Source organism: Endozoicomonas sp. ALB032 (genome assembly GCF_049310125.1).
In the GTDB taxonomy this organism is placed as follows: Bacteria; Pseudomonadota; Gammaproteobacteria; order Pseudomonadales; family Endozoicomonadaceae; genus Endozoicomonas_A.
In genome coordinates this window covers 5971061-5995139 of record NZ_JBLYNW010000001.1, presented here as the reverse complement: position 1 = coordinate 5995139, position 24079 = coordinate 5971061, and the positions used below count along the sequence as shown (strand labels likewise).

Sequence of the window (24079 nt, the reverse complement as noted above, 5' to 3'; positions counted from 1 at the left end):
GGGAAGCTACTTCAAATCCTACCATGAGTTTATCAACCGGGCATGGTTAAAAGGCATTTTTTACTCAGCAGGCTGCTGATAGAATCAGCCCGTTAATGCAGTGAAGGAAGGGCCATGACGGTCATTGTAAATCCCGATATTGAACAATATTGCCATGACATTACCGGCGGTGAATCGTCACTTCTGAAAGAGCTGGCCCAGGCGACGGAGGACCGGACCCGCTACCCGGGAAACATGTCAGGAAGAATGGTGGGACAAACCTTGAAACTGCTGGTGGCCCTGAGCAATAGCAAAAGAGTGTTGGAAATTGGCATGTTCACCGGCTACGCGGCTTTATCCATGGCAGAAGCACTGCCAGAGGATGGGGAAATTTATTGTTGTGAGACCAACCCGCGAGCCATTGCTATTGCAGAGGAGTTCTTTGATCGATCACTTCATTCTCATAAGTTGAAAGTACTGTTTGGCAAAGCGTTGGAAACCATCCCTAGCATTGAGGGCGAGCTCGACTTTGTTTTCATTGATGCCGACAAGAAAAAGTACTTTGAATACCTGGAGCTTATACTCCCCATGCTCAAGCAGGGGGGGCTTATTGTCATTGACGATGCCCTCTGGAAAGGTGGTGTTTTGAATCCTCAGGATGAGCGGGACGAGGTGATTGCAGAGCTTAACCGTTATCTGTCTTCCAGAGAGGATCTGGATAATGTTCTCTTACCTGTCAGGCATGGTCTTCATGTGGTACGGAAGATCTGATTTTTATCATTCTTTTGCAATTCTCTTAATTCTGACCTGGGGCATTAGTCCAACTCACTATTTGCAAAGAAAGATATGTTCTAGACGATCCATTGCGTACCGGGAACTTCATCACCTATAGTTCGACTGAATCAAGACATAAGTGTTAAAGAAGAAACATTTCGGGGGAAGTCAATGGATCTGGAGACCATAAACCGTGAGCTTGCCGAGCGCTCGCCACAAGAGATAATCCGCTGGGCTCTGCAAAAGGCCGTTAAGCCGCTGGTTACCACCAACTTTGGTCCCCATGAGGCTGCCATTCTGCATATGGCTACCCGAATTCAACCTGATTTGCCGGTTATCTGGATTGATTCAGGCTACGGGACGCATGCTACGTACCGCTTCGCCCGGGGTTTAATCCAGAAGCTGGAGTTGAACATTCAGATTTATCATCCAGAGTACAGTCGTGCTTACCGCGATGCCATTATGGGCGGTGTGCCGGAGGTGGATACGCCTGCTCATGACGAATTTACCCGTCAGGTCAAACTGGAGCCTTTTGGACGGGCCATGCAGAGCTTCTCTCCGGACTATTGGTTAACGGCCATCAGGAAAGACCAGACCGCTTTTCGTCAGGGGCTAGAGGTCGTCAGTGAAACCAAAGATGGTTATTACCGGGTGGCCCCTCTGTTGAACTGGTCAGAGCTGGATGTTGAAGAGTATCTGGTCATGAACGACCTTCCTATTGAAGAAGATTATTACGACCCTACCAAAGTGATTGGTAACCGGGAGTGTGGGCTGCACACCTCGGTGTCCTGAATCGTTAAGGGGAATAAAGGGCTGGCTGCCTGATGTTTCTGACAGGCAGCCATGTTGGTGGATTTTACTGCTCTTTGTTGGTTAGCTTGTCCAGACCACGGTTGTAGAATTCCAACCAGTCATCCAGAACCGCTTTGACATCTTCCTTGGTGACTTCATCATTATCCGATTGCTTATTGATTCCTTTACGCAGCACTTCACCCTCGAGCTTGCCCGTTTCGCCGTCTCTCAGTTGTACTTCCAAATAGAGGGCTACTATGTAATCCAGTCGGTCGGTGGCTGTTTTGATCAGTGTTCTGGCAACGGCGACGGGGAGAACGAATTGTCTGGGTCTGAGGTCCTGCATTTCTGACACAATGCCGGTAATGGCAGGCTGAATGACCAGGACGCCCGGTCCCGGCTTTTCTGCCAGCATCCCACGCTGCTTCAGACCTTCTCTGAAACCATTGTTCAGGTAGTCAGCGACTTTAGTAGCTACTTCCCGCTGGGCATCATTGGTTGCATTGTAATTCGGGAACAGATTAACGGGTTCAACATAGACCTTTTTATACTTTTTCAGATCACCACTGACCCAGCGCATGGCAGTATCGTCATCAAAAGCAGTCAGTCTTTCATAGTTTTCCAGATAGCCGCTGAAGGGTTGTTCTTCAGTATCAATTTTTTGCTGCGTTGAACAGGCTGTTAGAAACAAGGCGCTGACCAGCATAAAGGGCAGGGCAAAAAGTCGGCGAGTTTTTTTATAAGCTGTCATGGTTTGTGTCGTCGTTTGATTAAGGTATTTGCTTTAACTGAGGTAGAGTGTCTATCAATGTTTGTCTGCTGAAAAGTATGATTTACCGAGATAATCATTGCACTACAGTGTATAACGCAGTGATGAGCTGAACTGATGCCAATAATCGAGACAAGAAAGGAGGGTGGTGCGAGCTGCTGCTAAAAAAGTCCCCCTGATGCGGTTCTGAGGGGTTCCGGTGCATCCATTACTCTGGGCCAACGGTGACTCTTGTGGCAACTTTGTTCTTTCTCTTCTGTTACGACATAAAGCCGGGTAAAAGGGCCATCAGTAGCGATCAGCCCTTGTATAAACTGTTGGTTTTCCAGGAGAAACCAATGACTTTCGCCTGCTTCATCTTTTTCCATAAAGGCATCGACACTTATTTTGACGGGTTTGGGGCTAAACCGATTCCAAATACCCTTTTTAATGGATTCCAGTCTTGCCCAACCTCCTTGTGGTGTGTGACCAGGCTGACCCTCACGGCGTCCCCAGGGAACCAGAATCTGCTGGCCCTGCCGACTCAATACCGGCAAACGGGCTTTGGGATTTGGGAAAAAGGTTTTGATGGTCTGGCCATCCAACTCGAACTGAACACCGCCGCACACGTCCTGGGGCTCTCCATTACCAATTGTGAAATGCCTCTCATCCATGAAGGTGGCAAAACTTACTTTTAGCGGCCTGCTCTGGCTGTGGCCGTTTGAGAGAGTTCAGTGCTTGCTGCCGCCTTTGCAATCCGGACTGACAGGAGCCAGGCCCTTACGCTCGTACCACTCACCGGGGGTATAAGTATGAAGGGCCAGAGCATGAATGCCCCCTTGCATCTCATCAGACAGAATTTTGTAAATCAGCTGATGGCGTTTAACCGGCATCTGCTCCTCAAACGACTGGCTAACCAAAACCACTTTAAAATGAGATTCAGAGCCCGGCGGCACATTGTGCATATGGCTTTCATTGAATATTTCAAAGTGTTCAAGCTCCAGGGCAGTGGTCAGTTTGTCACTGACACGATCTTGCATAGTCATACTTCCATTTCCACCTTTTAAATCATGCTTGGACGATCAGATATATGATTTTAGATTAACAGGAAGACGCGAGGGTTGCGAAGAGAAAAGTGGATCAGAAAAATTCACTGTTCAAGGCCGTGTAGTTGATACCTGGGCGCTGTGAGCAAGATTCCTCAATAGGTTTACAGAATGATGCCTCACCGGCACAAATAACTCTAATCGATGAAGCTTCTGGTAAAGCCGAGTCCAGCCATTGCCCATAATCCTGTCTTCCGGTTGTCAGGGCATAACTGAACTGATCCATTTGTGAAAGTGCTTCCAATAGCGCTATACCGAAGTGATCGTTGCTGCTATACGCCTCGTGGATCAGATGAATTCTAAGTTGTGATGAGGACCCGGTATTGTGCAAAGCTTCACGGACATAAGCCAGTATGGGGGCCAGTGCCACTTCCTGAGCGATCAGTATCTGGTCAGGGATATCCAGCAGGCTTCCACATAGATTGATTCCGCAGGGGCTGCTGATGCTGATTTTCTGTCCTGTTTCGGCAAAGTCGTGCGCCCATGTGCTGAAAGGATCTGCCACCTTGCGCTGGACCTGGATGACCATCGTTTGATCCATTGATGGCACTGAGGCCAGATAGCACTCTTTCTTAAGCCGCAGCTCTGTATCAATACAGACATGCTGGCCGGGAAAATAGTTCATCGGATGCCTGGGGGCGAGAGTCAGAGCCACAACGGTAGGGCATAAGAACTGTTTTCCGGTAATGATGGCCTGGGTGTGGCTCCTGCTGGGCAGGGAGACAGTCATATCATTTTCAGGCAGACACTGGCAGGCAAGAAAATACCCCTCACGAACTTTTTCACTGCTCAGCCCAGCCTGGCTCCGCTCGCTGAGATGACCTGTGTCAGCTTTCATCAGGCAGGCATGACAGATACCTGAACGACAGGAGAAAGGTATTTTTTCACCCTTTGCCAGTAAGGAGTCCAGCAGGTTTTGGTTTTTATCGACCGGGTAGGCCCGGTTAGACAGTGTGATAACAGGCATGGTGGTATCTTACCTTAATGCTTTTTATTACGGAAACACCCATGTTTTTCGTGGGTGCTGTTGTATTTAAGCAATAACGAACTTGTTGTGTCCCCGTGTCCCATCAAATTATAACAAGATCTTCGAATATAGATCGCCTGAGGGTAGTGTGGGAAAAATACTGTTATATAGAGGAAAATAAAGTGCATCTGTAACGATGCAGTTTGCTCAACCTAAAAGTATGCAAACCAAAAAATAGGAAAAATAGCTAATAGCCTATTGGTTATTAATGGCTTTATGACAAACTGAAAGGTTTGGGTATACTCAAATGAGTTTATTCTCCCTTGCTTAGAGGGTGTCGCAAAACTCTCTCCGGCGTGGGAACGCGTTGACTCCCGTCATTGCCAGCTTCATTCTCGTCATTCCCGGCTTCATTCTCGTCATTCCCGCGAAGGCGGGAATCCACACTGACTCTCCACCAGAACCATACTGCCCGGTGTCCCCCTGACCTTGTCATCCCCGAGAAGGCAGAGATCCACCGTTGGCGATGGATTCCCGCCTTCGCGGGAATGACGACTTCAGAGCGTGAGAACGAGCTGTTGAAGTTTTGCGACACCCTCCTTAGGAGCCTGACCGAGAATAGCGCCCGTAGCGAGGACGGCAGAAAATTGAGGATGAAAATTCGGTTTTGTGAGGAGAATAGCGAGCTATTTGACGAACAAAAGCGGATTTTCAGACCAATTTGCTGTCGCCGCAGTAGGGCAGACTATTCTCGGTCAGGCTCCTTAGGGGGGAGACGCGTCTGAGTGTCATAACTAATGTCACTCGTTTGACTGCTAATAACTGTTAGTCGCTAAAAGTGCTCTCGTCCACTATAGATGTAGACTAAATAACCCATAGAGTTTAAAGTAACATGAGCTACAGTCGCACTTAGTAAACCATAATGTTTAGTAAATTGTCCTCTTACGAATGAGTTGATCATTGATATCAGGACTTGTGCCATTAATGGGTTCTTGTTGGCAAGGTGTAAAAGTCCAAATGCTGTGGACTTGATGATGTTACTCATAATAAATATTTTTTTATCATGATGGTTGTTACTTAAAGTAAATATTTTTTCATCAAACTTGGTGCTACTGTTAGTTGCCAATTCTATAGAGTAATTGATTAAAGGGAGTAACAAACCATTAAATATAGCCTCTTCAATGATAGCTCCTGTAACAGCCTCTACAAATGTTAATTTTCCATCGTATGGGTCATGTACTAATGACAGAGGGCGTAAAATGCAAAAATACAAAATTCGATACTGTGTAAAATGTATTGCACCTAATAATAATCCATAATAAATTTGCTTATCAATATTATACCTCTTTATAAAACCGACTATTTTGTAAGGCTCTTTATCTTCAGTATTCACTGAATCTGAATCTGTGAGGCTCATATTTGTTACTGCGTGTAAAGTGCTCAATTCATCCTCTGTTTTTAGGAGAGGTGCATCCGACTTTGTAAGAACGACCGTTATATTAGACTCTTTATCTTCAATAGTTACTGAATCTGTGAGGGTCATATTAACTAATGCGTGCAAAGTGCTCAATTCATCCTCATTTTTTGGGAGAGGGGCTGACTTTGCATATTGAGTTACTAGTGAACAACATATTGCGATTATTAAAGTATATTTTTTCATTGTACTTACTCCCTAAAAAAAAAGCACAGATGCTAACAAATGATTCCAGTTTCTTCGGAGACTTCGTCCATCCACATGTCTCGCCTTCGGGAAGTGGCTGAAGCAGGCTTTATAAACCTCGATCAACATGCTCATCTGACTTAAAATTATCTGTATTTAAAGTAAACTTTTTCCATATCATTGCAGTCAGGGTTTTCTATAGCGCTGCTTGAGCTATCCCTAATATTTTTATTTTGTTCTCTTTAAGAGGATCGATTTGATCGTTAATAATTGGTTAGACTGTTCTGTTGCCAAAGAGTTCAATGAATAGTAACAACTGTGTTAGGAATACTAACTGTTCGCGACCAGTAAAAATAAAAATACCAGCAGGGTGATTGAAGTGCCTACCGCTTCTCTGTTGGGATAACTGTTTATTTATCGCATAAAATGTCAGGCAAATGGCTTGGCACAAAGCTGTATTCATTACTGCTCCAAAGACTCAAAGAATCTGGGGTTCGTATGGCGATCAGTGGGATTACCCTTCCAAATGCTTCCAGCGTCAAGCTCCATGAGAAGCTTGGAATGGTAAAATTAGCACACTTTGAAAAAGTTGGTTTTAAATTTAACCAATGGCTTGATGTTGGGTACTGGCAGATAGATCTGAACGCATACTAAAGGTTCCAAAAGACTGAGAAGTTGGGATAGCCCCAAGTGAATTTATTATTCCTGATTCAGAGGGTATAAACTGCATGAGTGTAATATCCAATATCAATTACTGGGGTTCTGATAGCTGTTAGGCTTGGCACTACCTATTGCAATATGGGCACCTTCCAGAGCCATGTTGTGCCCATTGACGCAGGCATAAGGTACAAAAATAATGCCTATGACAGCCAGCCATCGAAACTTTTCCTACGATCATGTTTTTATGGCAAATAGCGCACTCTCCTAGAAAAAAATCTTCAAACAACGCATCAATTGTCATGATAAGAAAAATATGTTCAAGCTGTTTAAAAGCTAATTTTATGGTATATGCAAGCCATCCTTCAGGCTGAAAAGATAATTTTTCTTTAAATTCGAAAACTAAAGTTTCATTAGAGAAGTTCAGTTGGTTGCTTTTTATTTGCAAAGTATCAGTTTGAGTATTACATATAGAATAAGAAAAGATGTCGGACTCTATCCGTTGTATTTTTGCTACAACAAACTCTTCACTAATTGAAAAGTCAATCCCTTTGGCTCTGTTAAAATTGCTGCTTGAAGCCAGAAAATCATAGTTGCCATCTAAAAAAATGACTAACTCACCGACCACTTCTTCTGACAGTACACTTAGTGGAGTTGAAGAAAAAATATTACAATCAATATATTTGTTGCAACAAAGTTCAAGCCAATAATAGCTGTCAGAATTTAATTTGGGGAAAAAAATATCAAAGAATATTTTATCGTTTTTGCTAATTTGTGTTAACTCTCCTAAAATATGTATTTCGTCGTCTATTATGGAGGAGGTGAATATAATGCTGTTAACACCACGACTTAGTAATGGTTTTGATATATTCTGTAGAGCACTGTTTTTTGATAAGCTCGAAAGCTCTATTTTAAAAGCAGGGGAACCATTAATTTTACGTGTTTTTATTTTAGGAATATCACTATCACCTGAGGCTGTTCTATCTTCTAAAATATCATAAATAAAATTCGCAGGTATAATTGCAAGCGAAAATCTTAAAAGCCAACGAGTTATTCTATCATCAGCTCTTCGATGTAAATAAAATTTATAGTAGTTTCTGTATCCCATTGCTAATACTGATGACAAACGAAAGATACCTCTTGGACTTATGTAATAATCCACTCTTAGGGTAGACATTAAGCTCAAAAAAGATTCATTTCTAGCGGCAGAACTCACCTTGAACAGCCAAAATAAAGCTTCGCGAAAAGTATCAAGGCTGAACAAGATGAGTATCGCAAATAGTAGACTAGTTGAAAAAAACTGCTGACGTGTTTCGACCGGTCTGAACTCCTCAGCATGGCGGAGCAGCTTGGTTTTACTATACGACAGCGAGATATCCGCCCCTTGGACTTTATCCTTTCACTGATTGCTGCCCTCGCTGGTGATGGAAGCTGCGATACTCAAGCCGATCTCCACCGAAAATTTAATGAGTTGACGGGGCTGAATGTCTCCTATCGTTCCTGGGCAAATCAAGCTAAAAAAGACGCGATGCCTGCTCTTGTCCTCTGGCTATGGTTGCAGTGTCTGGAAATCTTTTCGCGCAAAGTCATGGCGTTTGATGAGGACAGTCCATTTTCAGAGTTTGAGCACATTCTGATTCATGACGGCTCATCGCAAGCTGTCTACGATGCCCTAAAGGAAACATTTCCCGGCAGGTTCTCAACGGTCAGTCCTGCTGCTGTCGAACTTCATACGACAATGGATCTTCTTACCAACAATCTGGTGCGCGTGCAGCTCACTGAAGATACCCGTTCAGAAAGAGACTGTCTGCCACCACTGCCAACCTCCATGGCCAATATCCTGATGCTGATCGATGCCGGTTATTTTGAGTTGGAACGCTTTGCTGCCATTGATGATCGGGAGGGGTCTTTTATCTGCAAGGCACCTCAGAGTATCAACCCGACGATACTCAGCGCAGTACGGGAGGATGGCAAAAATCTCAATCGCTACAAAGGGAAAAAACTTAAGGAGGTGTTGTCTGGCTTCCCTAAAGATCAATGCCTCGACCTGGATGTAGAATGGCCAGGATTCAAAGCCTGGCCATATCGTTTGGTTGTCCGCTGGAATGACAGGAAACTGAAATGGGTATTCGTTGTAAGCAACCTTAACCGGGTTGAGTTCACCCTGAGTGAAGTACTTCAGGCCTATCGTCTACGATGGCAAATAGAGCTTATCTTCAAAGAGATCAAGTCCTATTCAGGGTGGCATCGTTTTAACACTAAATCAGCGACACTGGTGTTTAGCCTGATTCTGATGTCCTTCGTGGTTGTGACGTTGAAAAGGTATCTTGCCCATGCTGCTCAGGCGAACCTCTACGAAAGTGGAGCCATTGAAGAAATCTCGACGCATAAGGCGATGAAAAGTGGAACCCGGCTGTTTGGTAATGTCATTTTATCCCTGATGAATGCAGGAAAGTCTCTGCTCTCACATACAAGGAAGCTGCTGGACTTCTGGGCAGATAATGCGAGACGTGAACACCCTGCACGAGATGGTTGTTCGGGGCGTACAAGATTAGGACTTTGTGCTGTGGGTGGGGCTTAATGTCTACCCTAAGATAATCCACTGGTATATAGATGTAGTAATACAATGACTCTTGAAAAGTGTGATACCAAAAATTTTGATCTTCCATAGTTACTTCACTCTCATCATGTCCTTCATAATTCGAGAAGCAAGCTGATGAGAGACATAAGATTGTGATGGATAGTAAAATTAGCCTCGTCCAAGATTCAAATTTATTCTTCAATTAAGGACCTTCATTTAATCGGACAGAATTAGAATGCTACGAATGTACCGAAGTAGATTCAAGAATGGTGTATTCGTATGTGCCAAGATTTTTTATTTCTAAAGTCCCCTGACCAGATAAAGTCAGATAGGGGATCAGAAAGGTTGCTTGATATCTATTGGTTATTTTCTTGCCTCTGCGAAAGCCGGATTCCTTGAAATTTTGATACGAGGATGAGGGCAGTGACCACAAATCAGACTCTGTTGAGCCCTGAGCCAACATACCGACTCCTGTAGCATGTTTGGAGATAAGTGACATTAACCTATTTCCTGCTTCGGCTTGATCGAAGCTACTCGCAACCTGGCCTGGTGCGGACAAAAAATCAAAACTAAGGAGAGCTGTTCCATCATTCAAAATGACAATAAAACCAATGTTTTCAATCTGGTCAACAAGGCCATCGGGATCAGCTGAAAACTGAATAACGTAAACTTTACTTATAATTCTCTCTTTGAGATTTTTATCAACTCTCAGGGTGGTTTCAGACATGGAAGTAGCCAGTTGTAAATATTGATCAACATTCTCAGGCCTGGTGTGGCCAAGAATTTGTCGAGTTTTTGTACTACCTGTACTATCTGTATAGGTGAAAGTGTTTGGCCCAATGACTTCTACGGTCGCCCAAGTCAAGGAACAGAAAGAAAATATAAAAAATAGTAAAAGATACAGTGTATTAAACATGATCTTACTCCTATAAAAATATTTTTAGTATTTTGTGGCTGCAAAGTACAACAGGTAAAGCATTGCAATATAGTCATAATCCCGCAAACTAACAAATGTTTCCAAAGGAATGCGCTGATGCGCAGCACTTGAACCAGAGGTTATGTGCTATTATAAGTGGCCAATTGGTCATCATGGATCAGCCAGAATGTTTCTGTCTGGTAGTAAATCAGGTAACAAACGATGCTTTTCTCTAGTCTTTTTGCAAGAAGATTCTTTACACTTACGCTTGGGTTTACAGTAATCAATGCTTGTGCAGATGGTGATTTTGTTGATAGCACCACCGAATATAGCATTGTTATTAATGAAATATATGACGAAATTGTCGTCGCACATCGGCAAGGGGATAATTGCCACCTTATTATTTCACATACTCTTGGTCCCTCACTTAATCAACAGCCACCACAACCAAGTGCTGCAATTATCTTTCCTGAGTCTTTTTACAGTCAAAGTCCACATTTTGTTGCAGAGCTCTGGCCGCCTTCTTACTCCTCAACTCCGGATCGCTTGTTCTCTCCTTCTTTAGAGGAAGGGGTAATGGCTCTTGATGCTCTTCAGATGCTTACGCACGAGAATTTAATTCAAATGGCCGCTGGGGCTGGCCAACAATCTGGTTTCGCAATCGCTCTCCCGATAGGGCCTATTGAAATTGAAATTGAAAACCGGAATCAGTTATATGTGATTGATCCAATACTTCATGATCCAATAGTCACTACTTGCGGAAGCACTGCTTCATCCAGCACTGAAAATAAACCAGCACCAGAAGAACAACCAGCTTCCGACAGAAGCGCCAACAAGGAGACCTCGCGATCAAAGCGGAAAAGAAAAGCGCCTTCTGCCAACACATTGGCTGAGACCACCCCTCGACCGCCACCTGCAGAAGAAGGACCCTCCAATCCAGCCGCTGCCTCTGAAAGCTCCGCTACGGATGAGCAGGATCATTACCAATTTCGTATCACAGGGCATATTAATCTGGGCATCGAAGTCCCACGTACATCAAGAGCAAAGAACAACAGGAAGAGAAAAGATACGGTTGATGTTCCAGTAACAATGCTTGTCAGCACCAACACAACAGAAGGCACAGTCGAGATAGACTCTCTTTCATCCAGAAACTCAAAATATGCAATTAATATATCTCGCAAACCGTCGCAAGCCAGCTCGTCAGCCAAGGCATTACCAGATAAAAGCCTCCGGGAAGTTTGGGAGATAATACAAAGGCGGGCAATACAAAGAATCATAGGTGAGCTTGAGGGCCCACAAATTTATGGTGTAAGGCAGATAATAAATTCCTCACCACCATCAGACGCCAAAACAGTACCGTGGATTCCAAAAATAAATTTACAGGTAATCGATCAAGCTGATTCCAAGGTCCCATCAGTAGATATGTACATAGAATCCAGCCCCTGACTTCACTAGGAGCCTGACCGAGAATAGCGCCCGTCTAGGCGACCCCGTAGCGAGGACGGCAGAAAATTGAGGATGAAAATTCGGTTTTGTGAGGATTGCGCCTTGCAAGCGCGTAAAATCTTGTGGCCTGAAATGGTCATCGCGGTAAAGCTGTGGTCGGCAGCCGTGTACCGAGTCTTGCGTGGTAGAAGGTAACGACTACTGCGAAGCGTAGACAGGGTGATAACAGGCCGTAACGTCTGCTAAGGGATAATTAGCCCCGAAATTGAACGTGGTTGAAGTAGCTGACCTTCTTTCTCAATGGGGAAAGCGGAAGTCGGGAGCTCCGCTAATGACAAGGCATCCCGACTGCTTCCGGGGTTCGTACCCACGGCATGTTATCGAATGATTTTACGTGAACAAGGGAGATCCTGAACGTTCAGGCGGAGCCTGTAGGGTCCGACGAGCCTGTAAAGCAAGAACGACTTGATGACGTTCAGGAAGTCAGACCAGCTGATAGTACTCCGAGGCGGGGAGAGCCCGTCACATGGGGAAGCGGCTGGCGGTATTTGAGCCTTTCCAGGGAAACATGGGCTCCACATCTGAGGGAGTTACGGTCTTTTACGCAGTGAGAAGGTAAACCAGCCATGGCAACGGGACTGGAGAGGGTAGCAGCGAAAGCCCGGAGTTATCCGAAACTTCGCTTTACAAGTCTGGCACATCATATTACCCCGGCGAGCCTGTGTATGAATCTGAACAAGATTCCACACAACACATCGCCCGGAGTCGATGGGCTGACTGTCGAAGAGACAAAGAAAGACTTTAAGCGGTGGTTGGAACAGACACTGACGTCTATCCATCGGCAAGGCTACAAGGCACCGCCGGTCAAAAGGGCATGGATACCCAAGCCGGGAAAAAAGGAAAAGCGCCCTCTGGGTGTTCCCTGCATCAATGACCGGGCTTTGCAGCGAAGTGTTGCTGATGTGCTGAATGCTATTTATGAGCAGGACTTTTTTGCCCTGTTCCATGGGTGGCAGGCCACGACTGGGAGCGCACCATGCCCTGTCCACTTTTAACGAGGTGGTTTCAGGCCGAAAGGTCAGCTGGGTGCTGGAAGCGGACTTGAAGAACTTCTTTGGGAGTCTTGACCATGGATGGCTGCTTCGTTTTGTGGAACACCGGGTCGGTGATCCCAGAATCCTGAACCTTATACGGCGCTGGTTGAAAGCCGGGGTGATGGAGGCCGGGGAGTTGCAAGAGTGTGAAGAAGGTACGCCTCAGGGTGGGCCGATCAGCGTAGTTCTGAGCAACCTGTACCTGCATTATGTACTTGACCTCTGGTTCGAGTGCATGGTCAAGCCTCGGCTAAAAGGCGAGGCATGGCTGATCAGGTACATTGATGACTTTGTGGTGTGTTTTCAGTATCGCAGTGATGCGGAGCGGTTCATGAATGTGCTGCCACAGCGACTGGAGAAGTTTGCGTTGAAACTGGAGCGGGATAAAACCCGGTTAGTCAGGTTCGGACGTTTTGCCAGTCGTGGGGGAAGACGACCGGAAACGGTTTACTTCCTTGGCTTTACGCACTACTGCACAAGGAATCTGAAAGGAAACTTCATGGTGGGAAGGAGAACGGAAAAATCCCGCCTAAGACGCAGCATAGCCAAACTGAAGGAACTGCTGAGACGAATACGCCATGAACCGCTGCACGAACAAGTGACAGCGATCAATCGACGGTTGAGAGGGCATTATGCGTATTACGGTCTGGGAGGAAACTTCCGAAGTATGGAGAAGCTTTACCGGTTTGTTGACCGCTACTGGTACAAGATGCTGTGTAGCCGATGCCGGAAAGGCAAGATTCCATGGGAAAAGTACCATAACCTCAAGCAGCTTCTGCCGCTACAGAAACCGAGGATAATGCTGCCTTTTATGGCAATGAAATCCATGGCTGTGCTGTGAGTCAAATATCGAAGAGCCCGGTGCGGGAAATCCGCACGCCGGGATCTGAGGGGGTTGGAGCTACAATTGGTAGCTCCTTCTACCCGGTGAATAGCGAGCTATTTGACGAACAAAAGCGGATTTTCAGACCAATTTGCTGCCACCGCAGTAGGGCAGTCTATTCTCGGTCAGGCTCCTAGGTGCGATGTTGCGATGGTGCGGTGTTGAATCAGCTATTTGATCGCTTCGATATAAGGCCAGAATCCAATAGCTCTCTCGGGTGTTGCCAGATCAGATCCTTATTTATTCAGTGAAATCCATAAATACGCATTTTTTCAAGATTGTCGGGATTTATTTTCTGTTTCAAGTTCTTCCAACAATATAAAAGTAAGCTGTATGCTTCTGCATTTTCAGAGTTACAAGTTATAGCTATCACTGCTGAATTTACTGCAGAGTTTACAGTCGATTGATTTATTCCCCTATCTTCTCTGTTTGTAAAAAATAAATAATAATAATGAATTGCATCGTTATGGTTGCCCATCAAAGAGTGAACAAATGAAAGTTCATAGTAAATTTGCAAATTTCTGAGATTTGTTGGGTGGGAAAACTTTGTTTTTACCAGGCATGTATTTAAAGTGCTCAACGCTTGTCCTAGTTTTCCCATATTTCTTAAAGCTACTGCGTGGGCATACAAAAAGAATAAATCATCTTTATGTTCTGAAAATTTACAGAGGTAATCAATATCACGCCATAAGGCTGAAAACCTTCCTTCTTTCCTTGCTCGTTCAAGCAATCTTCTCAAATGATAATGTAGAGATGTGTTGTGTTTATTATTTGTACTGATTCCAGAGCTGATATTTTTTCCAATTGCCATTCTGGCGACAGAGTCTTCTCCCCTTAGGCAACCAGTTGGTAAAAGTTGTAATGAAATTTGAAAACCACAATTAGGGCAAAAGTTGCTTGCTGCATTAATTTCAAATTTACAATTATTGCATCCTACTGACCAAGCTTGACCTGTAATGATGACTGGTATCAAAGTTATAAATAAATATCGCATAACGAAATACTAACGTGAAAACTTCGATAATTTGGCAAACTTTTCTGATCTGCACATTTAAGGTAGCCAAATGATAGCTGTCAGGTGAAAAGGTGCAAGTATCATTTTCCATTTGTGAGTTCAGAGTTTCTGGTTATTGGTTTGAGAACGATCAATCAGAACTGATAATGAATACTATCTCTGTCGTTTAGATCAAGGTCTCAGAAGGCCGGACAGGTGTCTTTCAGTAAGAAGAACTTAATGACTTTTTATGTTCTCAGCAGTGGTAACAATCTCTGCTTCTGTGCAGAAATAAATCATGCTCTGGTCTCGACGTGGTCCAAGTTTTTCAGATTTGTACCCTGTCAGGCTTGAAACAGTGCAGCTGACAACTAACAGCCGACTGGGTATTATGACTCCCGATGGAAGATAAGGTAGACCTCTGAGTCGGTAACCGATTCAATTCCAAAATATCAGCCTATTGCACTTGTCGTTTTTTTCCAGTCTGCTCTGTTCTGAAGAGAAATCTGCTTTGCAATGCTGTTGTGTTTTTTACTTTTTTGCGTATTAACCGAGAGCATTATTCAGTTGTGGCTCGTGTTATCAGGTATTGTCTGTCGTTTTGTTTCGGTAATCCGTGACAAAAAGTGATAGATCCTGTTTTCAATCCATGTCTTCTGATGCAAAGCATTGATATACTGGCAGGACAAATGAGGAGGGGAAGCTCATGGGAAACCGATAAAACTGTCGTGTTTCGAAGGGTTCTTCATTGATGTTCTGATCTATATGACAGAGGTTTCTGTTCAGATCAGAACCAAACAACAGAGCCGGGGAACCGGCCAGGGTCCTGAAGGCTGTTCTTCAGAGATCGCAATAGATTGAAGCTTGCAAATCCGGGGTCTGTTGGAGCTGTGCTTTGAGTCCGACAGGTTTCTGGACCGAACATGGGAGTTGGGGAGCGCAATGTCACTAATTCGTGAAGAGGATCTGATTGAGAGCGTAGCTGACGCTCTGCAATTTATCTCCTGTTATCATCCACTGGACTTTATTCACGCTGTTCATGATGCCTGGAAAAAAGAGCCCTCCAAGGCTGCCAAAGACGCCATGGCCCAGATTCTGATTAATTCCAGAATGTGTGCAATGGGCAAGCGACCTATTTGTCAGGATACCGGTATTGTTACGGTCTTCCTGAAGATCGGTATGAATGTCCGCTTCGAAAGTGACCGAAGTGTCGAGGATATGGTGAATGAAGGTGTTCGCCGTGCCTATACGCATCCGGAAAATGTTCTGCGTGCCTCTGTTCTGGAAGATCCGGCAGGTGCCCGCAAAAACACTAAAGACAACACACCTGCTGTCATTCACATGACTCTCGTGCCCGGAGATACTGTTGATGTCCAGGTGGCAGCCAAAGGTGGTGGTTCCGAGAACAAGTCCAAGCTCGCCATGCTTAACCCCTCTGATGATATTGTTGAGTGGGTCAGGAAAACCGTACCGACGATGGGTGCGGGCTGGTGTCCTCCGGGCATGTTGGGTATTGGTATTGGTGGAACAGCTGAAAAAGCCATGGTGCTTGCCAAGGAATCTCTGATGGACCCCATTGATATCCATGAACTCAGAGAGCGTGGACCCAGTAACCGGGTTGAAGAGCTGCGTTTGGAGATCATGGATGCTGTCAACAGTCTGGGTATTGGTGCACAGGGTCTGGGTGGTCTCACCACGGTGCTTGATATCAAGATCAAGGACTATCCTACTCATGCCGCCTCTCTGCCCGTGGCGATGATTCCAAACTGTGCTGCCACACGACATGCGCACTTTGTACTGGACGGCAATGGCCCTGTTATTCAGGAAGCTCCGAGCCTGGATGATTACCCTGAAGTCGCTCTGGATATGAGTGAAGGGGTGCGCAAGGTTAATGTTGACGATATCTCCAAAGAAGAGACCAAGAGCTGGAAGCCGGGCGACACAGTATTGCTGTCAGGAAAAATTCTGACCGGTCGTGATGCTGCCCATAAGCGCATGGTTGACATGATGTCCCGTGGCGAAGAGTTGCCTGTTGATCTGAAAGGTCGTTTTATCTACTACGTAGGACCTGTTGATCCGGTTCGTGACGAAGTGGTGGGTCCGGCAGGTCCAACCACTTCTACTCGTATGGACAAATTTACCCGTACTATGCTGGAGCAGACCGGTCTGGCTGGAATGATTGGCAAGGCTGAACGGGGTGACGCTGCGATTGAGGCGATCAAGGATAACGAATCTGTCTATCTGATTGCTGTAGGTGGAGCCGCTTACCTGGTTTCCCAGGCTGTCAAGAAAGCAGAAGTCGTTGCTTTCCCTGAACTGGGTATGGAAGCTATCTACGAGTTTGAGGTTAAGGATATGCCTGTGACCGTAGCAGTCGATCACACGGGTAATTCTGTCCACAAAACCGGACCACAAATCTGGAAACAAAAGATAGAAGAGCAGGTTCTGGATATTAAATAAGTTTCCAAGAGCCTGTATCGGGTCAGCCTCTCGGGGCTGGTCCGGCTTTATTCGCTAGTTTATTCAACTGTTACCTCTTTTTTGATGGCCTTTTTTCTCCTTTAGTGGGTTCTTGTAGCGCTCCTTCCTGCCTGATTAAATGGACATAAACACTGCCAAAATCTGGATATTCGGCGAGATATAATCAGGCTTCTATAATCAGTTTATTAGAACAGGCAGTAAGGACGCACCAATGGTTGACGATTCTGATCAGGGTCAGGAGCCCGCCTCCGGCCGGAACAATCCTGAAAATACTGAGTTTCTTTTTTTCTGGCAAAACCTTTTTGCAAGGATTAGACGCTTTGTCTCAGACAGGCAAGATGTTATCAGGATGGATTCTGATGCCAGAATCGTCCGGTCTAATCTATTGAACCTCCAGATTGAAGGTCGATTCGAGCATTTCTGGATTGCAGAGCATCCGGAGGAGGTTGTAGAAGACAATCAATGTGAGTCGATCGTTGATGATGAGCTGTTTTCAGAGTTACTGGCTATTGAAGAGGAGTGGATACGCTTGCAGCAGTTCAGGGATCAATTTCGGAAAAACACTGATTAGATGCCCCCACAGGAATATTGTTAGTCAGACTGACGCTCTGGTTAGTTCTTAATCAGTTTTATCGAATAAGCATAAAGCCCCGTACTTTGAGGACGGGGATGTAAGCTCGGCTTGCAAAGCAAGCCCCTTGTGCTGGTTTCCTATCCGTAAGGTGCTTTTAGCGATTACGCTACCTGACAGGAAAAGTAATAAAGGCATATCAACAGCCCCTGAGAGACTCGTAAAAAGGCCTGGCTGCTATTCGCACCCAGGCTTTTTATGTTTTCAGAACTCAATAAAATATAAACTCAACAGCTACCGGATTCACAGAGCCCGAATCGCTTTGAGCTGTTCATCGAGCCGTTCTCTAGCAGCCAGCGCTTCTGTCAACTTTTCGCGTTCCTTTGCAACTACTTCAGGTTTGGCGTTGTTGATGAACTTCTCGTTGGCCAGTTTGCCTTCAAAGCGCTGAACTTCTTTATTCAGTCGTTCAACTTCTCTGCTCAGACGAGCTAGTTCCTTGTCTTTGTCGATCAGGCCCGCAATAGGCACCAGAACTTCCATCTTGCCGACCAGTTGAGTCGTCGACATAGGTGCTTCCTCGTCAGAGCCCAGAAGACGAATGTCTGACAATTTCGCCAGAGACTTCAGAAAAGCGCTGTTTTCATCAAGGCGACGTTGGTCGTCAGAAGAGAGGTTGCGCAGCAGAACATTGAGTTCACGGCTGGGGCCAATATTCAGTTCAGCACGAATATTACGGATACCGGTAATGAAGCCTTTCAGCCATTCGATGTCTTGCTCGGCAGTTTCGTCCAGCTTGCTTTCGTCCAGAGTCGGGTAACTCTGCAGCATCAGGGTTTCACCTTCAACGCCAGCTTCTTGCTTGATGTTCTGCCAGATCTCTTCAGTAATAAACGGCATGAATGGGTGAGCCAGACGCATAATGGTTTCCAGAACCCGGACCAGTGTTCGACGGGTACCCCGCTTCAGGGCTTCGGAAGCATTTTCACTCCATAGAACAGGCTTGGACAGTTCCAGGTACCAGGCACAGTATTCATTCCAGATGAAGTCGTACAGATTCTGGGAAGCGTGATCCAGACGGAAGTCTGCCAGATTCTTTTCAAGCTGGGCTTCAAGACGTTGCAGCCGGGAAATAATCCACTTGTCCGCCAGAGTCAGCTCAACGTCGGTATTGCTCTGACCACAGTCTTCACCCTTGGTGTTCATCTGAACATAGTTGGCTGCATTCCAGATCTTGTTACAGAAGTTTCGGTAACCTTCCAGGCGCTTCATATCCCAGTTGATGTCACGGCCGGTGGAAGCCAGTGAATATAGGGTGTAACGCAGGGCATCCGTACCGTGCGCCGCGATACCTTCAGAGAAGGTTTTACGGGTTCGTTTTTCAATTTTTGCCGCCAGCTGTGGCTGCATCATATTGCCGGTGCGTTTTGCAACCAGATCTTCCAGGCCGATGCCGTCGATCATATCCAGCGGGTCCAGTACGTTACCTTTGGACTTGGACATCTTGTCGCCATTCTCATCTCGAATCAGACCGGTCATGTAGATATACTTGAACGGTACCTGGGGGTTGCCGTCTTCATCTTTGATGAAATGCATGGTCATCATGATCATCCTGGCAACCCAGAAGAAAATGATGTCAAAACCGGACACCAGAACATCTGTCGGGTGGAAGGTTTTCAGGCGCCCGGTGTTTTCAGGCCAGCCCAGGGTGGCAAAAGTCCAGAGGGCAGAAGAGAACCAGGTATCCAGTACGTCGTCTTCCTGTTTAAGGCTGACTTCGGCCGGGATGTTGTTTTCCTGTCGTACGTCTTCTTCACTGCGGCCTACATAAACATTGCCCTCTTCATCGTACCAGGCAGGAATGCGGTGGCCCCACCAGAGCTGGCGGGAAATACACCAGTCCTGAATGTCCTGCATCCAGGAGAAATACATGTTTTCGTATTGTTTGGGGACAAACTGAATGCGGCCATCTTTGACGGCTTCAATGGCGGGTTTTGCCATAGGCCCGGCACGGACAAACCACTGGTCCGTCAGCAGAGGTTCAATAACAACGTCAGAACGGTCACCGTAAGGCACCATCAGTTCGTGATCTTTAACTTCTTCCAGCAGCCCGACCGCTTCAAAGTCGGCGATAATGGCCTTACGAGCAGCAAAACGCTCCATGCCACGGTATTTCTCGGGGATGGGGGCTTCCATGTCGTGATTGCTGGAACCATCAATGTTGAAAACTTCACCCTGTTCACTGATATGACCTTCCAGAGTCATGACATTAATCATGGGCAGACCGCAGCGCTTGCCGACCTCGTTATCGTTGAAGTCGTGAGCCGGAGTGATTTTTACACAACCTGTGCCTTTTTCCATGTCAGCATGTTCATCGGCAACGATAGGAATACGACGGTTGACCAGTGGCAGGATAATGTCTTTTCCGATCAGGGCCTTGTAGCGCTCGTCTGCGGCATTAACGGCAACACCTGTGTCACCCAGCATGGTTTCGGGACGGGTTGTGGCTACGACAATGTAGTTTTTGCCTTCAGCGGTTTTTTCGCCGTCAGCCAGAGGATAACGCAGGTGCCACATGTGCCCTTTGATTTCCTTGTTCAGCACTTCCAGGTCAGAGATGGCGGTATGAAGTTTGGGGTCCCAGTTGACCAGGCGCTTGCCACGATAGATCAGATCGTCTTCATAAAGGCGAACGAAGACTTCCTGAACGGCTTTGTAGAAGCCTTTATCCATGGTGAAACGTTCATTGTTCCAGTCAACAGAGGCTCCAAGACGACGCAGCTGACGGGTGATGTGACCGCCGGAATCTTCTTTCCATTCCCAGATCTTGTCGGTAAAAGCTTCACGGCCATAATCGTGACGTGTCTTGCCTTCTTCCGCCTGGACTTTACGCTCTACCACCATCTGTGTGGCAATACCGGCATGGTCAGTACCCACCTGCCAAAGAGTATTGCTGCCTTTCATGCGCTGGTAACGAATCAGGGCGTCCATAATGGAGTCCTGAAAAGCGTGACCCATGTGCAGACTGCCGGTGACATTGGGCGGTGGAATCATGATGGAGTAGGGAGAACCTTCGCCGGAGGGGGCAAAGTAGCCTTTTTCTTCCCAAGTCTGATACCAGCTGCGCTCAATCGCGTGAGGGTTAAACGTTTTTTCCATAACTACAGAGTTCTGACAGGTTCTGATCTAAACGACGCAGTATACACGGAACCGACAGGGCAGTGTTAATAGGAGAAGCCACCTGTCTGAATGATATCGGACGTTAATCCGATAGACCGTCGGGCATCTGATCGAGAAGGTGATCCAGATAGTTGTTAAGCTCACGGTTCAGCTGAGCCTCGACCCTGACCAGCTCTTCATCGATGATCTCCTGAATCAGCAGTCGGGCCTGTTTGCGTAGCCGGGTTTTCAGTTCAGACTCCGTGACACCGGGGTTAAGCAGGGGGCTTAGAATAGGCGGTTCCTGCGAGTTATTCTGTTGATAATCACCGGTGACATTCAGAACTGTGACGGTCTGTCTGGCCCCTTCATGCTCAGCAAGGTCGGTAAGAACAGGAATGTGTTGGTTGAGATGATCATTGCGGTCTATCTCTTCCTTCAGTAGGCTTTTTAATCTTTCCTGTTCATTCAGCAGACCTTTCGTTTTTTTCTGACTCATATTTTCTACCTGCTCATTTTTTTTGCCAGCGGATGGCTTTTTGCCAGCTAATGGCTTCAATCCCGGATTTGATGGGTTTCCGGCTGGATGCCATCCGCAACATAAGTCCTGAATTTTTCACGGAGAACCTCAACCGGGCCCGGACTCTGGTCAACAATTTCACAAGTTCGGACAAAATTTTTGTAAAAGTTCGGAATTTGGCTGGACAGATTGATCAGCAGGGTGTTGTCGTGCAACGATTCCGGTGGTTTATATCCCAGCGTGATTGGCGCTATTACTGCTTCGCTGTTGATGATCTGGTGTGGCAGAAAACTGTCCTCACGCCACTCCCAGAGCAGTCGGTCCAGAGTTTCGCACTGGATGTCATTATCCGTATGAATATGTACAGGCATACCACTCCGCCATGCCTTGTCGGTCAGTCGACAGGCGAACTTTTTAACGGCTTGGGCAGACTGCTGTTGCAGTAAATAGAAGGTAACTCGAGACATGACGTTGAGTGTAATGGGAAATGATGCTGGTTTAAAGGTCGTTAACTGTCAACGCTTGGGTTAGCTGCGCGCCGAAGGCGCGTCGGGTGGAGCCCTTAAGGACGGAGCCTACTCCACCACTTGTCAGGTAGCCTGGTTATTGGCGGGAAAGGAAGGTCTGGAGCATTTCTTTGATTTCACTGATTTCAGAGCCTTGCCGGTCAACTTTCTGTTCGAGGCCGTCAAAACGGACTTTAACCTCATGAACCTCATGTTCGAGGCCGGCAAACCGCTGATTAACTTCATGTCTGAATTGACTGTGTTCTTTTTCTTGCTGGTCAAACCTTTGGTGCATTTCACCACGGGTCTGACCCAAACCATCAACTACGTCAGTCAAGGTGTTGCGAATATGATTAATCTCTGTCGGCTGAGGCTTTGCTCTTGTATTCACTGGCATAACTCCAATCAATATGAGTGAATGACACAGATTAGCAGAGATTTACGGCAAGACACCTGACAGCGGCTTCACGAATGTTGCGTTGATGATTTTCGGAAACAGGGGTTGTGAGCCTCCAAAGATCCACAACCCTGAGAATATTACAGCTGGTTCAGCAGATATTGAATCAGCATGGGTACAGGGCGACCGGTAGCGCCTTTGGCTTTACCGGAGTTCCATCCCGTTCCGGCGATGTCCAGATGAGCCCACGGGTAGCTTTCTGTAAAGCGCGCCAGGAAGCAGGCCGCAGTGATGGTGCCAGCCGCACGGCCACCGATGTTGGCCATATCAGCAAAGTTGGAATCCAGCTGGGCCTGATACTCTTCACCCATTGGCAGCTGCCAGGCCAGATCGGAAGCGTCTTTGGAAGCTTTCAGCAGTGCTTCGGTCAGCTCATCATTGTTGCTCAGAAGACCGGTGGTGTGGTGACCCAGTGCAATGACACAGGCACCTGTGAGAGTGGCAACATCGATCACTGCTTTTGGCTTGTAACGCTCGGCGTAAGTCAGAGCATCGCAGAGTACCAGTCGGCCTTCGGCGTCAGTATTAAGGATTTCAATGGTCTGGCCCGACATTGAAGTGACGATGTCTCCCGGACGGGTAGCGTTGCCACTGGGCATATTCTCGGCGGCGGCAACCATGCCTACAACGTTGATGGGCAGGTTCAATGCCAGAATGGTCTGCATGGCGCCAAAAATGCTGGCTGCACCACACATGTCGAATTTCATCTCGTCCATGGCTGCACCGGGCTTCAGGGAAATACCACCGGTATCGAAGGTAATGCCTTTGCCCAGAAGTACAACGGGCTTCTCACCGCGCTTGCCACCTTTGTAGTCCATCAGGATCAATTTGGATTCCTGGTCTGAACCCTGGCCTACGGAAAGTAGGGAGTTCATACCCAGATCGGACATCTGTTTTTCACCCAAAATCTTGGCAGTCATCCTGGCATGGGATTTTGCCAGAGCTTTAGCCTGATCTGCCAGATAAGTCGGGTGGCAGATATTGCCCGGCAGGTTGCCCAGAGTACGAGCCAGGTTACGACCTTCACCAATGGCTTGACTTTCAGCAATAGCTTGATTCAGAGATTTTGCCTGCTTGCGATCAGCCAGAAAGGTGACCTTCTTCAGTACCAGTGCATCGGCGCTTTTACTCTTGAATTCGTCGAACTGGTAGAACGCATATACAATGGCTTCTACCAGCTGACGTACTTTCCAGCTATGGTCCTTGCCGTGCACATTGATATCTTCCAGGGATACCAGGGCGTCTTTGACAGAGGTAGCTTTCAGTTCACCAGCAACGGCTCTGGCCAGTTTGATGAATTCACTTTCCTTGAGGGCGGCTTTTCCTTCGCCGGTCGCACAGAGCAGAATCCGCTCAGAGGGCAATTCCGGAACATGCTGGAGCAACAGGGTCTGACCTGCCTTGTACTTGAGGTCGCCTCGTTTAAGGATGCTGTTGATGGCACCCTTGCTGGCTTCGTTTACGGCTGCGGCTGCGGCGGTAAGCTCTTTCTTCTGCACACCCAATACCAGGCAGGCAGTTTTCTGCTTCTCTACCGCTCCGCTTTTTACGATAAATTGCATGGTTGCTCCCATAGGACACTTGTCCGGTTCTAACTCTCGGGGATGACCCGATTTCCTGTTAATCTTTCTGACAAATTCCTGATAAATACTCCTAATCGGGCTTGTGGCTCTGGTAACCAGGAGTCGGGATTTCGAGGGAACCGACGGACACCTGAGTCAGCCCTGAATGCCCCTGGGGGACACACCCTTTTTTAGCAAAAGGCACGTAAATGACGAGACTTCTTTC

22 protein-coding genes are annotated in these 24079 nt (G+C 46.6%); 9 read left to right on the top strand and 13 right to left on the bottom strand.

The window, feature by feature from the left end:
• The first annotated feature begins 114 nt into the window (after window positions 1-114).
• Window positions 115-750 (top strand): O-methyltransferase, encoded by a 636-nt coding sequence (locus tag ACO6VG_RS22425; RefSeq protein WP_422134321.1) that lies wholly within the window; start codon window positions 115-117, stop codon window positions 748-750.
• A gap of 174 nt (window positions 751-924) precedes the next feature.
• Complete coding sequence (locus ACO6VG_RS22420) at window positions 925-1545, top strand: phosphoadenosine phosphosulfate reductase family protein (RefSeq protein ID WP_422134320.1); 621 nt, start codon at window positions 925-927, stop codon at window positions 1543-1545.
• A gap of 64 nt (window positions 1546-1609) precedes the next feature.
• On the opposite strand, the gene ACO6VG_RS22415 is transcribed toward ACO6VG_RS22420, so the two are convergent.
• The 5 genes from ACO6VG_RS22415 to ACO6VG_RS22395 all read right to left on the bottom strand — a co-directional run bounded on the left by ACO6VG_RS22415 (window position 1610) and on the right by ACO6VG_RS22395 (window position 6026).
• On the bottom strand, window positions 1610-2296 hold the full coding sequence (locus tag ACO6VG_RS22415; protein WP_422134319.1) for a DUF3313 domain-containing protein: 687 nt from the start codon (window positions 2294-2296) through the stop codon (window positions 1610-1612).
• Window positions 2297-2475: 179 nt separating this feature from the next.
• Window positions 2476-2967, bottom strand: coding sequence for a hypothetical protein (locus ACO6VG_RS22410; protein ID WP_422475733.1), 492 nt, complete (start codon window positions 2965-2967; stop codon window positions 2476-2478).
• Between the two features lie 57 nt (window positions 2968-3024).
• Window positions 3025-3339 carry a BolA family protein gene (locus ACO6VG_RS22405; RefSeq protein WP_422134317.1) on the bottom strand — a complete coding sequence of 105 codons (315 nt, stop codon included), beginning with the start codon at window positions 3337-3339 and terminating at the stop codon, window positions 3025-3027.
• Between the two features lie 94 nt (window positions 3340-3433).
• A complete protein-coding gene (locus ACO6VG_RS22400) occupies window positions 3434-4366 on the bottom strand; it encodes a 2Fe-2S iron-sulfur cluster-binding protein (protein WP_422138363.1) in 933 nt (310 codons plus the stop codon).
• An 832-nt stretch (window positions 4367-5198) separates the two neighbouring features.
• Window positions 5199-6026 carry a type II CAAX prenyl endopeptidase Rce1 family protein gene (locus ACO6VG_RS22395; protein WP_422475730.1) on the bottom strand — a complete coding sequence of 276 codons (828 nt, stop codon included), beginning with the start codon at window positions 6024-6026 and terminating at the stop codon, window positions 5199-5201.
• A 402-nt stretch (window positions 6027-6428) separates the two neighbouring features.
• Here ACO6VG_RS22395 and ACO6VG_RS22390 point away from each other — a divergent pair, with 402 nt between their 5' ends.
• A complete protein-coding gene (locus ACO6VG_RS22390; RefSeq protein ID WP_422476322.1) occupies window positions 6429-6680 on the top strand; it encodes a GNAT family N-acetyltransferase in 252 nt (83 codons plus the stop codon).
• Between the two features lie 130 nt (window positions 6681-6810).
• Here the strand turns inward: ACO6VG_RS22390 and ACO6VG_RS22385 are convergent, their stop codons facing one another.
• Window positions 6811-7947, bottom strand: a complete 1137-nt coding sequence (locus ACO6VG_RS22385; RefSeq protein WP_422475728.1) for an RING finger protein — start codon at window positions 7945-7947, stop codon at window positions 6811-6813.
• A 36-nt stretch (window positions 7948-7983) separates the two neighbouring features.
• On the opposite strand from ACO6VG_RS22385, the gene ACO6VG_RS22380 reads away from it, so the two are divergent.
• The gene (locus tag ACO6VG_RS22380; RefSeq protein ID WP_422476263.1) at window positions 7984-9264 is read left to right on the top strand and encodes an IS4 family transposase; all 1281 of its coding nucleotides are present in this window, start codon (window positions 7984-7986) and stop codon (window positions 9262-9264) included.
• Between the two features lie 238 nt (window positions 9265-9502).
• Here ACO6VG_RS22380 and ACO6VG_RS22375 read toward each other — a convergent pair whose 3' ends face one another.
• On the bottom strand, window positions 9503-10180 hold the full coding sequence (locus ACO6VG_RS22375; RefSeq protein WP_422134313.1) for a hypothetical protein: 678 nt from the start codon (window positions 10178-10180) through the stop codon (window positions 9503-9505).
• Between the two features lie 222 nt (window positions 10181-10402).
• Between ACO6VG_RS22375 and ACO6VG_RS22370 the strand changes: the two genes are divergently transcribed.
• The 3 genes from ACO6VG_RS22370 to ACO6VG_RS22360 all read left to right on the top strand — a co-directional run bounded on the left by ACO6VG_RS22370 (window position 10403) and on the right by ACO6VG_RS22360 (window position 13561).
• Window positions 10403-11626, top strand: a complete 1224-nt coding sequence (locus tag ACO6VG_RS22370; protein ID WP_422134312.1) for a hypothetical protein — start codon at window positions 10403-10405, stop codon at window positions 11624-11626.
• 626 nt (window positions 11627-12252) lie between these two features.
• A complete protein-coding gene (locus tag ACO6VG_RS22365; protein WP_422139188.1) occupies window positions 12253-12681 on the top strand; it encodes a hypothetical protein in 429 nt (142 codons plus the stop codon).
• Window positions 12605-13561 (top strand): reverse transcriptase domain-containing protein, encoded by a 957-nt coding sequence (locus ACO6VG_RS22360; RefSeq protein ID WP_422139187.1) that lies wholly within the window; start codon window positions 12605-12607, stop codon window positions 13559-13561. The genes ACO6VG_RS22365 and ACO6VG_RS22360 overlap by 77 nt, the downstream gene beginning before the upstream one ends.
• A 286-nt stretch (window positions 13562-13847) precedes the next feature.
• Here ACO6VG_RS22360 and ACO6VG_RS22355 read toward each other — a convergent pair whose 3' ends face one another.
• Window positions 13848-14597, bottom strand: coding sequence for a hypothetical protein (locus ACO6VG_RS22355; RefSeq protein ID WP_422134311.1), 750 nt, complete (start codon window positions 14595-14597; stop codon window positions 13848-13850).
• Between the two features lie 942 nt (window positions 14598-15539).
• Between ACO6VG_RS22355 and ACO6VG_RS22350 the strand changes: the two genes are divergently transcribed.
• Together ACO6VG_RS22350 and ACO6VG_RS22345 are read left to right on the top strand one after the other, a co-directional pair.
• Window positions 15540-17057, top strand: a complete 1518-nt coding sequence (locus tag ACO6VG_RS22350; RefSeq protein ID WP_422134310.1) for a fumarate hydratase — start codon at window positions 15540-15542, stop codon at window positions 17055-17057.
• A 232-nt stretch (window positions 17058-17289) separates the two neighbouring features.
• Complete coding sequence (locus ACO6VG_RS22345; protein WP_422134309.1) at window positions 17290-17649, top strand: hypothetical protein; 360 nt, start codon at window positions 17290-17292, stop codon at window positions 17647-17649.
• Between the two features lie 303 nt (window positions 17650-17952).
• On the opposite strand, the gene ACO6VG_RS22340 is transcribed toward ACO6VG_RS22345, so the two are convergent.
• The 5 genes from ACO6VG_RS22340 to ACO6VG_RS22320 form a co-directional block, all read right to left on the bottom strand.
• Window positions 17953-20808, bottom strand: a complete 2856-nt coding sequence (locus ACO6VG_RS22340) for a valine--tRNA ligase (protein WP_422475726.1) — start codon at window positions 20806-20808, stop codon at window positions 17953-17955.
• A gap of 103 nt (window positions 20809-20911) precedes the next feature.
• The gene (locus ACO6VG_RS22335) at window positions 20912-21307 is read right to left on the bottom strand and encodes a hypothetical protein (RefSeq protein WP_422134307.1); all 396 of its coding nucleotides are present in this window, start codon (window positions 21305-21307) and stop codon (window positions 20912-20914) included.
• 56 nt (window positions 21308-21363) lie between these two features.
• Window positions 21364-21795, bottom strand: coding sequence for a DNA polymerase III subunit chi (locus ACO6VG_RS22330; RefSeq protein WP_422134306.1), 432 nt, complete (start codon window positions 21793-21795; stop codon window positions 21364-21366).
• 136 nt (window positions 21796-21931) lie between these two features.
• Window positions 21932-22225 (bottom strand): hypothetical protein, encoded by a 294-nt coding sequence (locus tag ACO6VG_RS22325; RefSeq protein ID WP_422134305.1) that lies wholly within the window; start codon window positions 22223-22225, stop codon window positions 21932-21934.
• Between the two features lie 146 nt (window positions 22226-22371).
• On the bottom strand, window positions 22372-23853 hold the full coding sequence (locus ACO6VG_RS22320) for a leucyl aminopeptidase (RefSeq protein ID WP_422134304.1): 1482 nt from the start codon (window positions 23851-23853) through the stop codon (window positions 22372-22374).
• Window positions 23854-24079 lie beyond the last annotated feature (226 nt).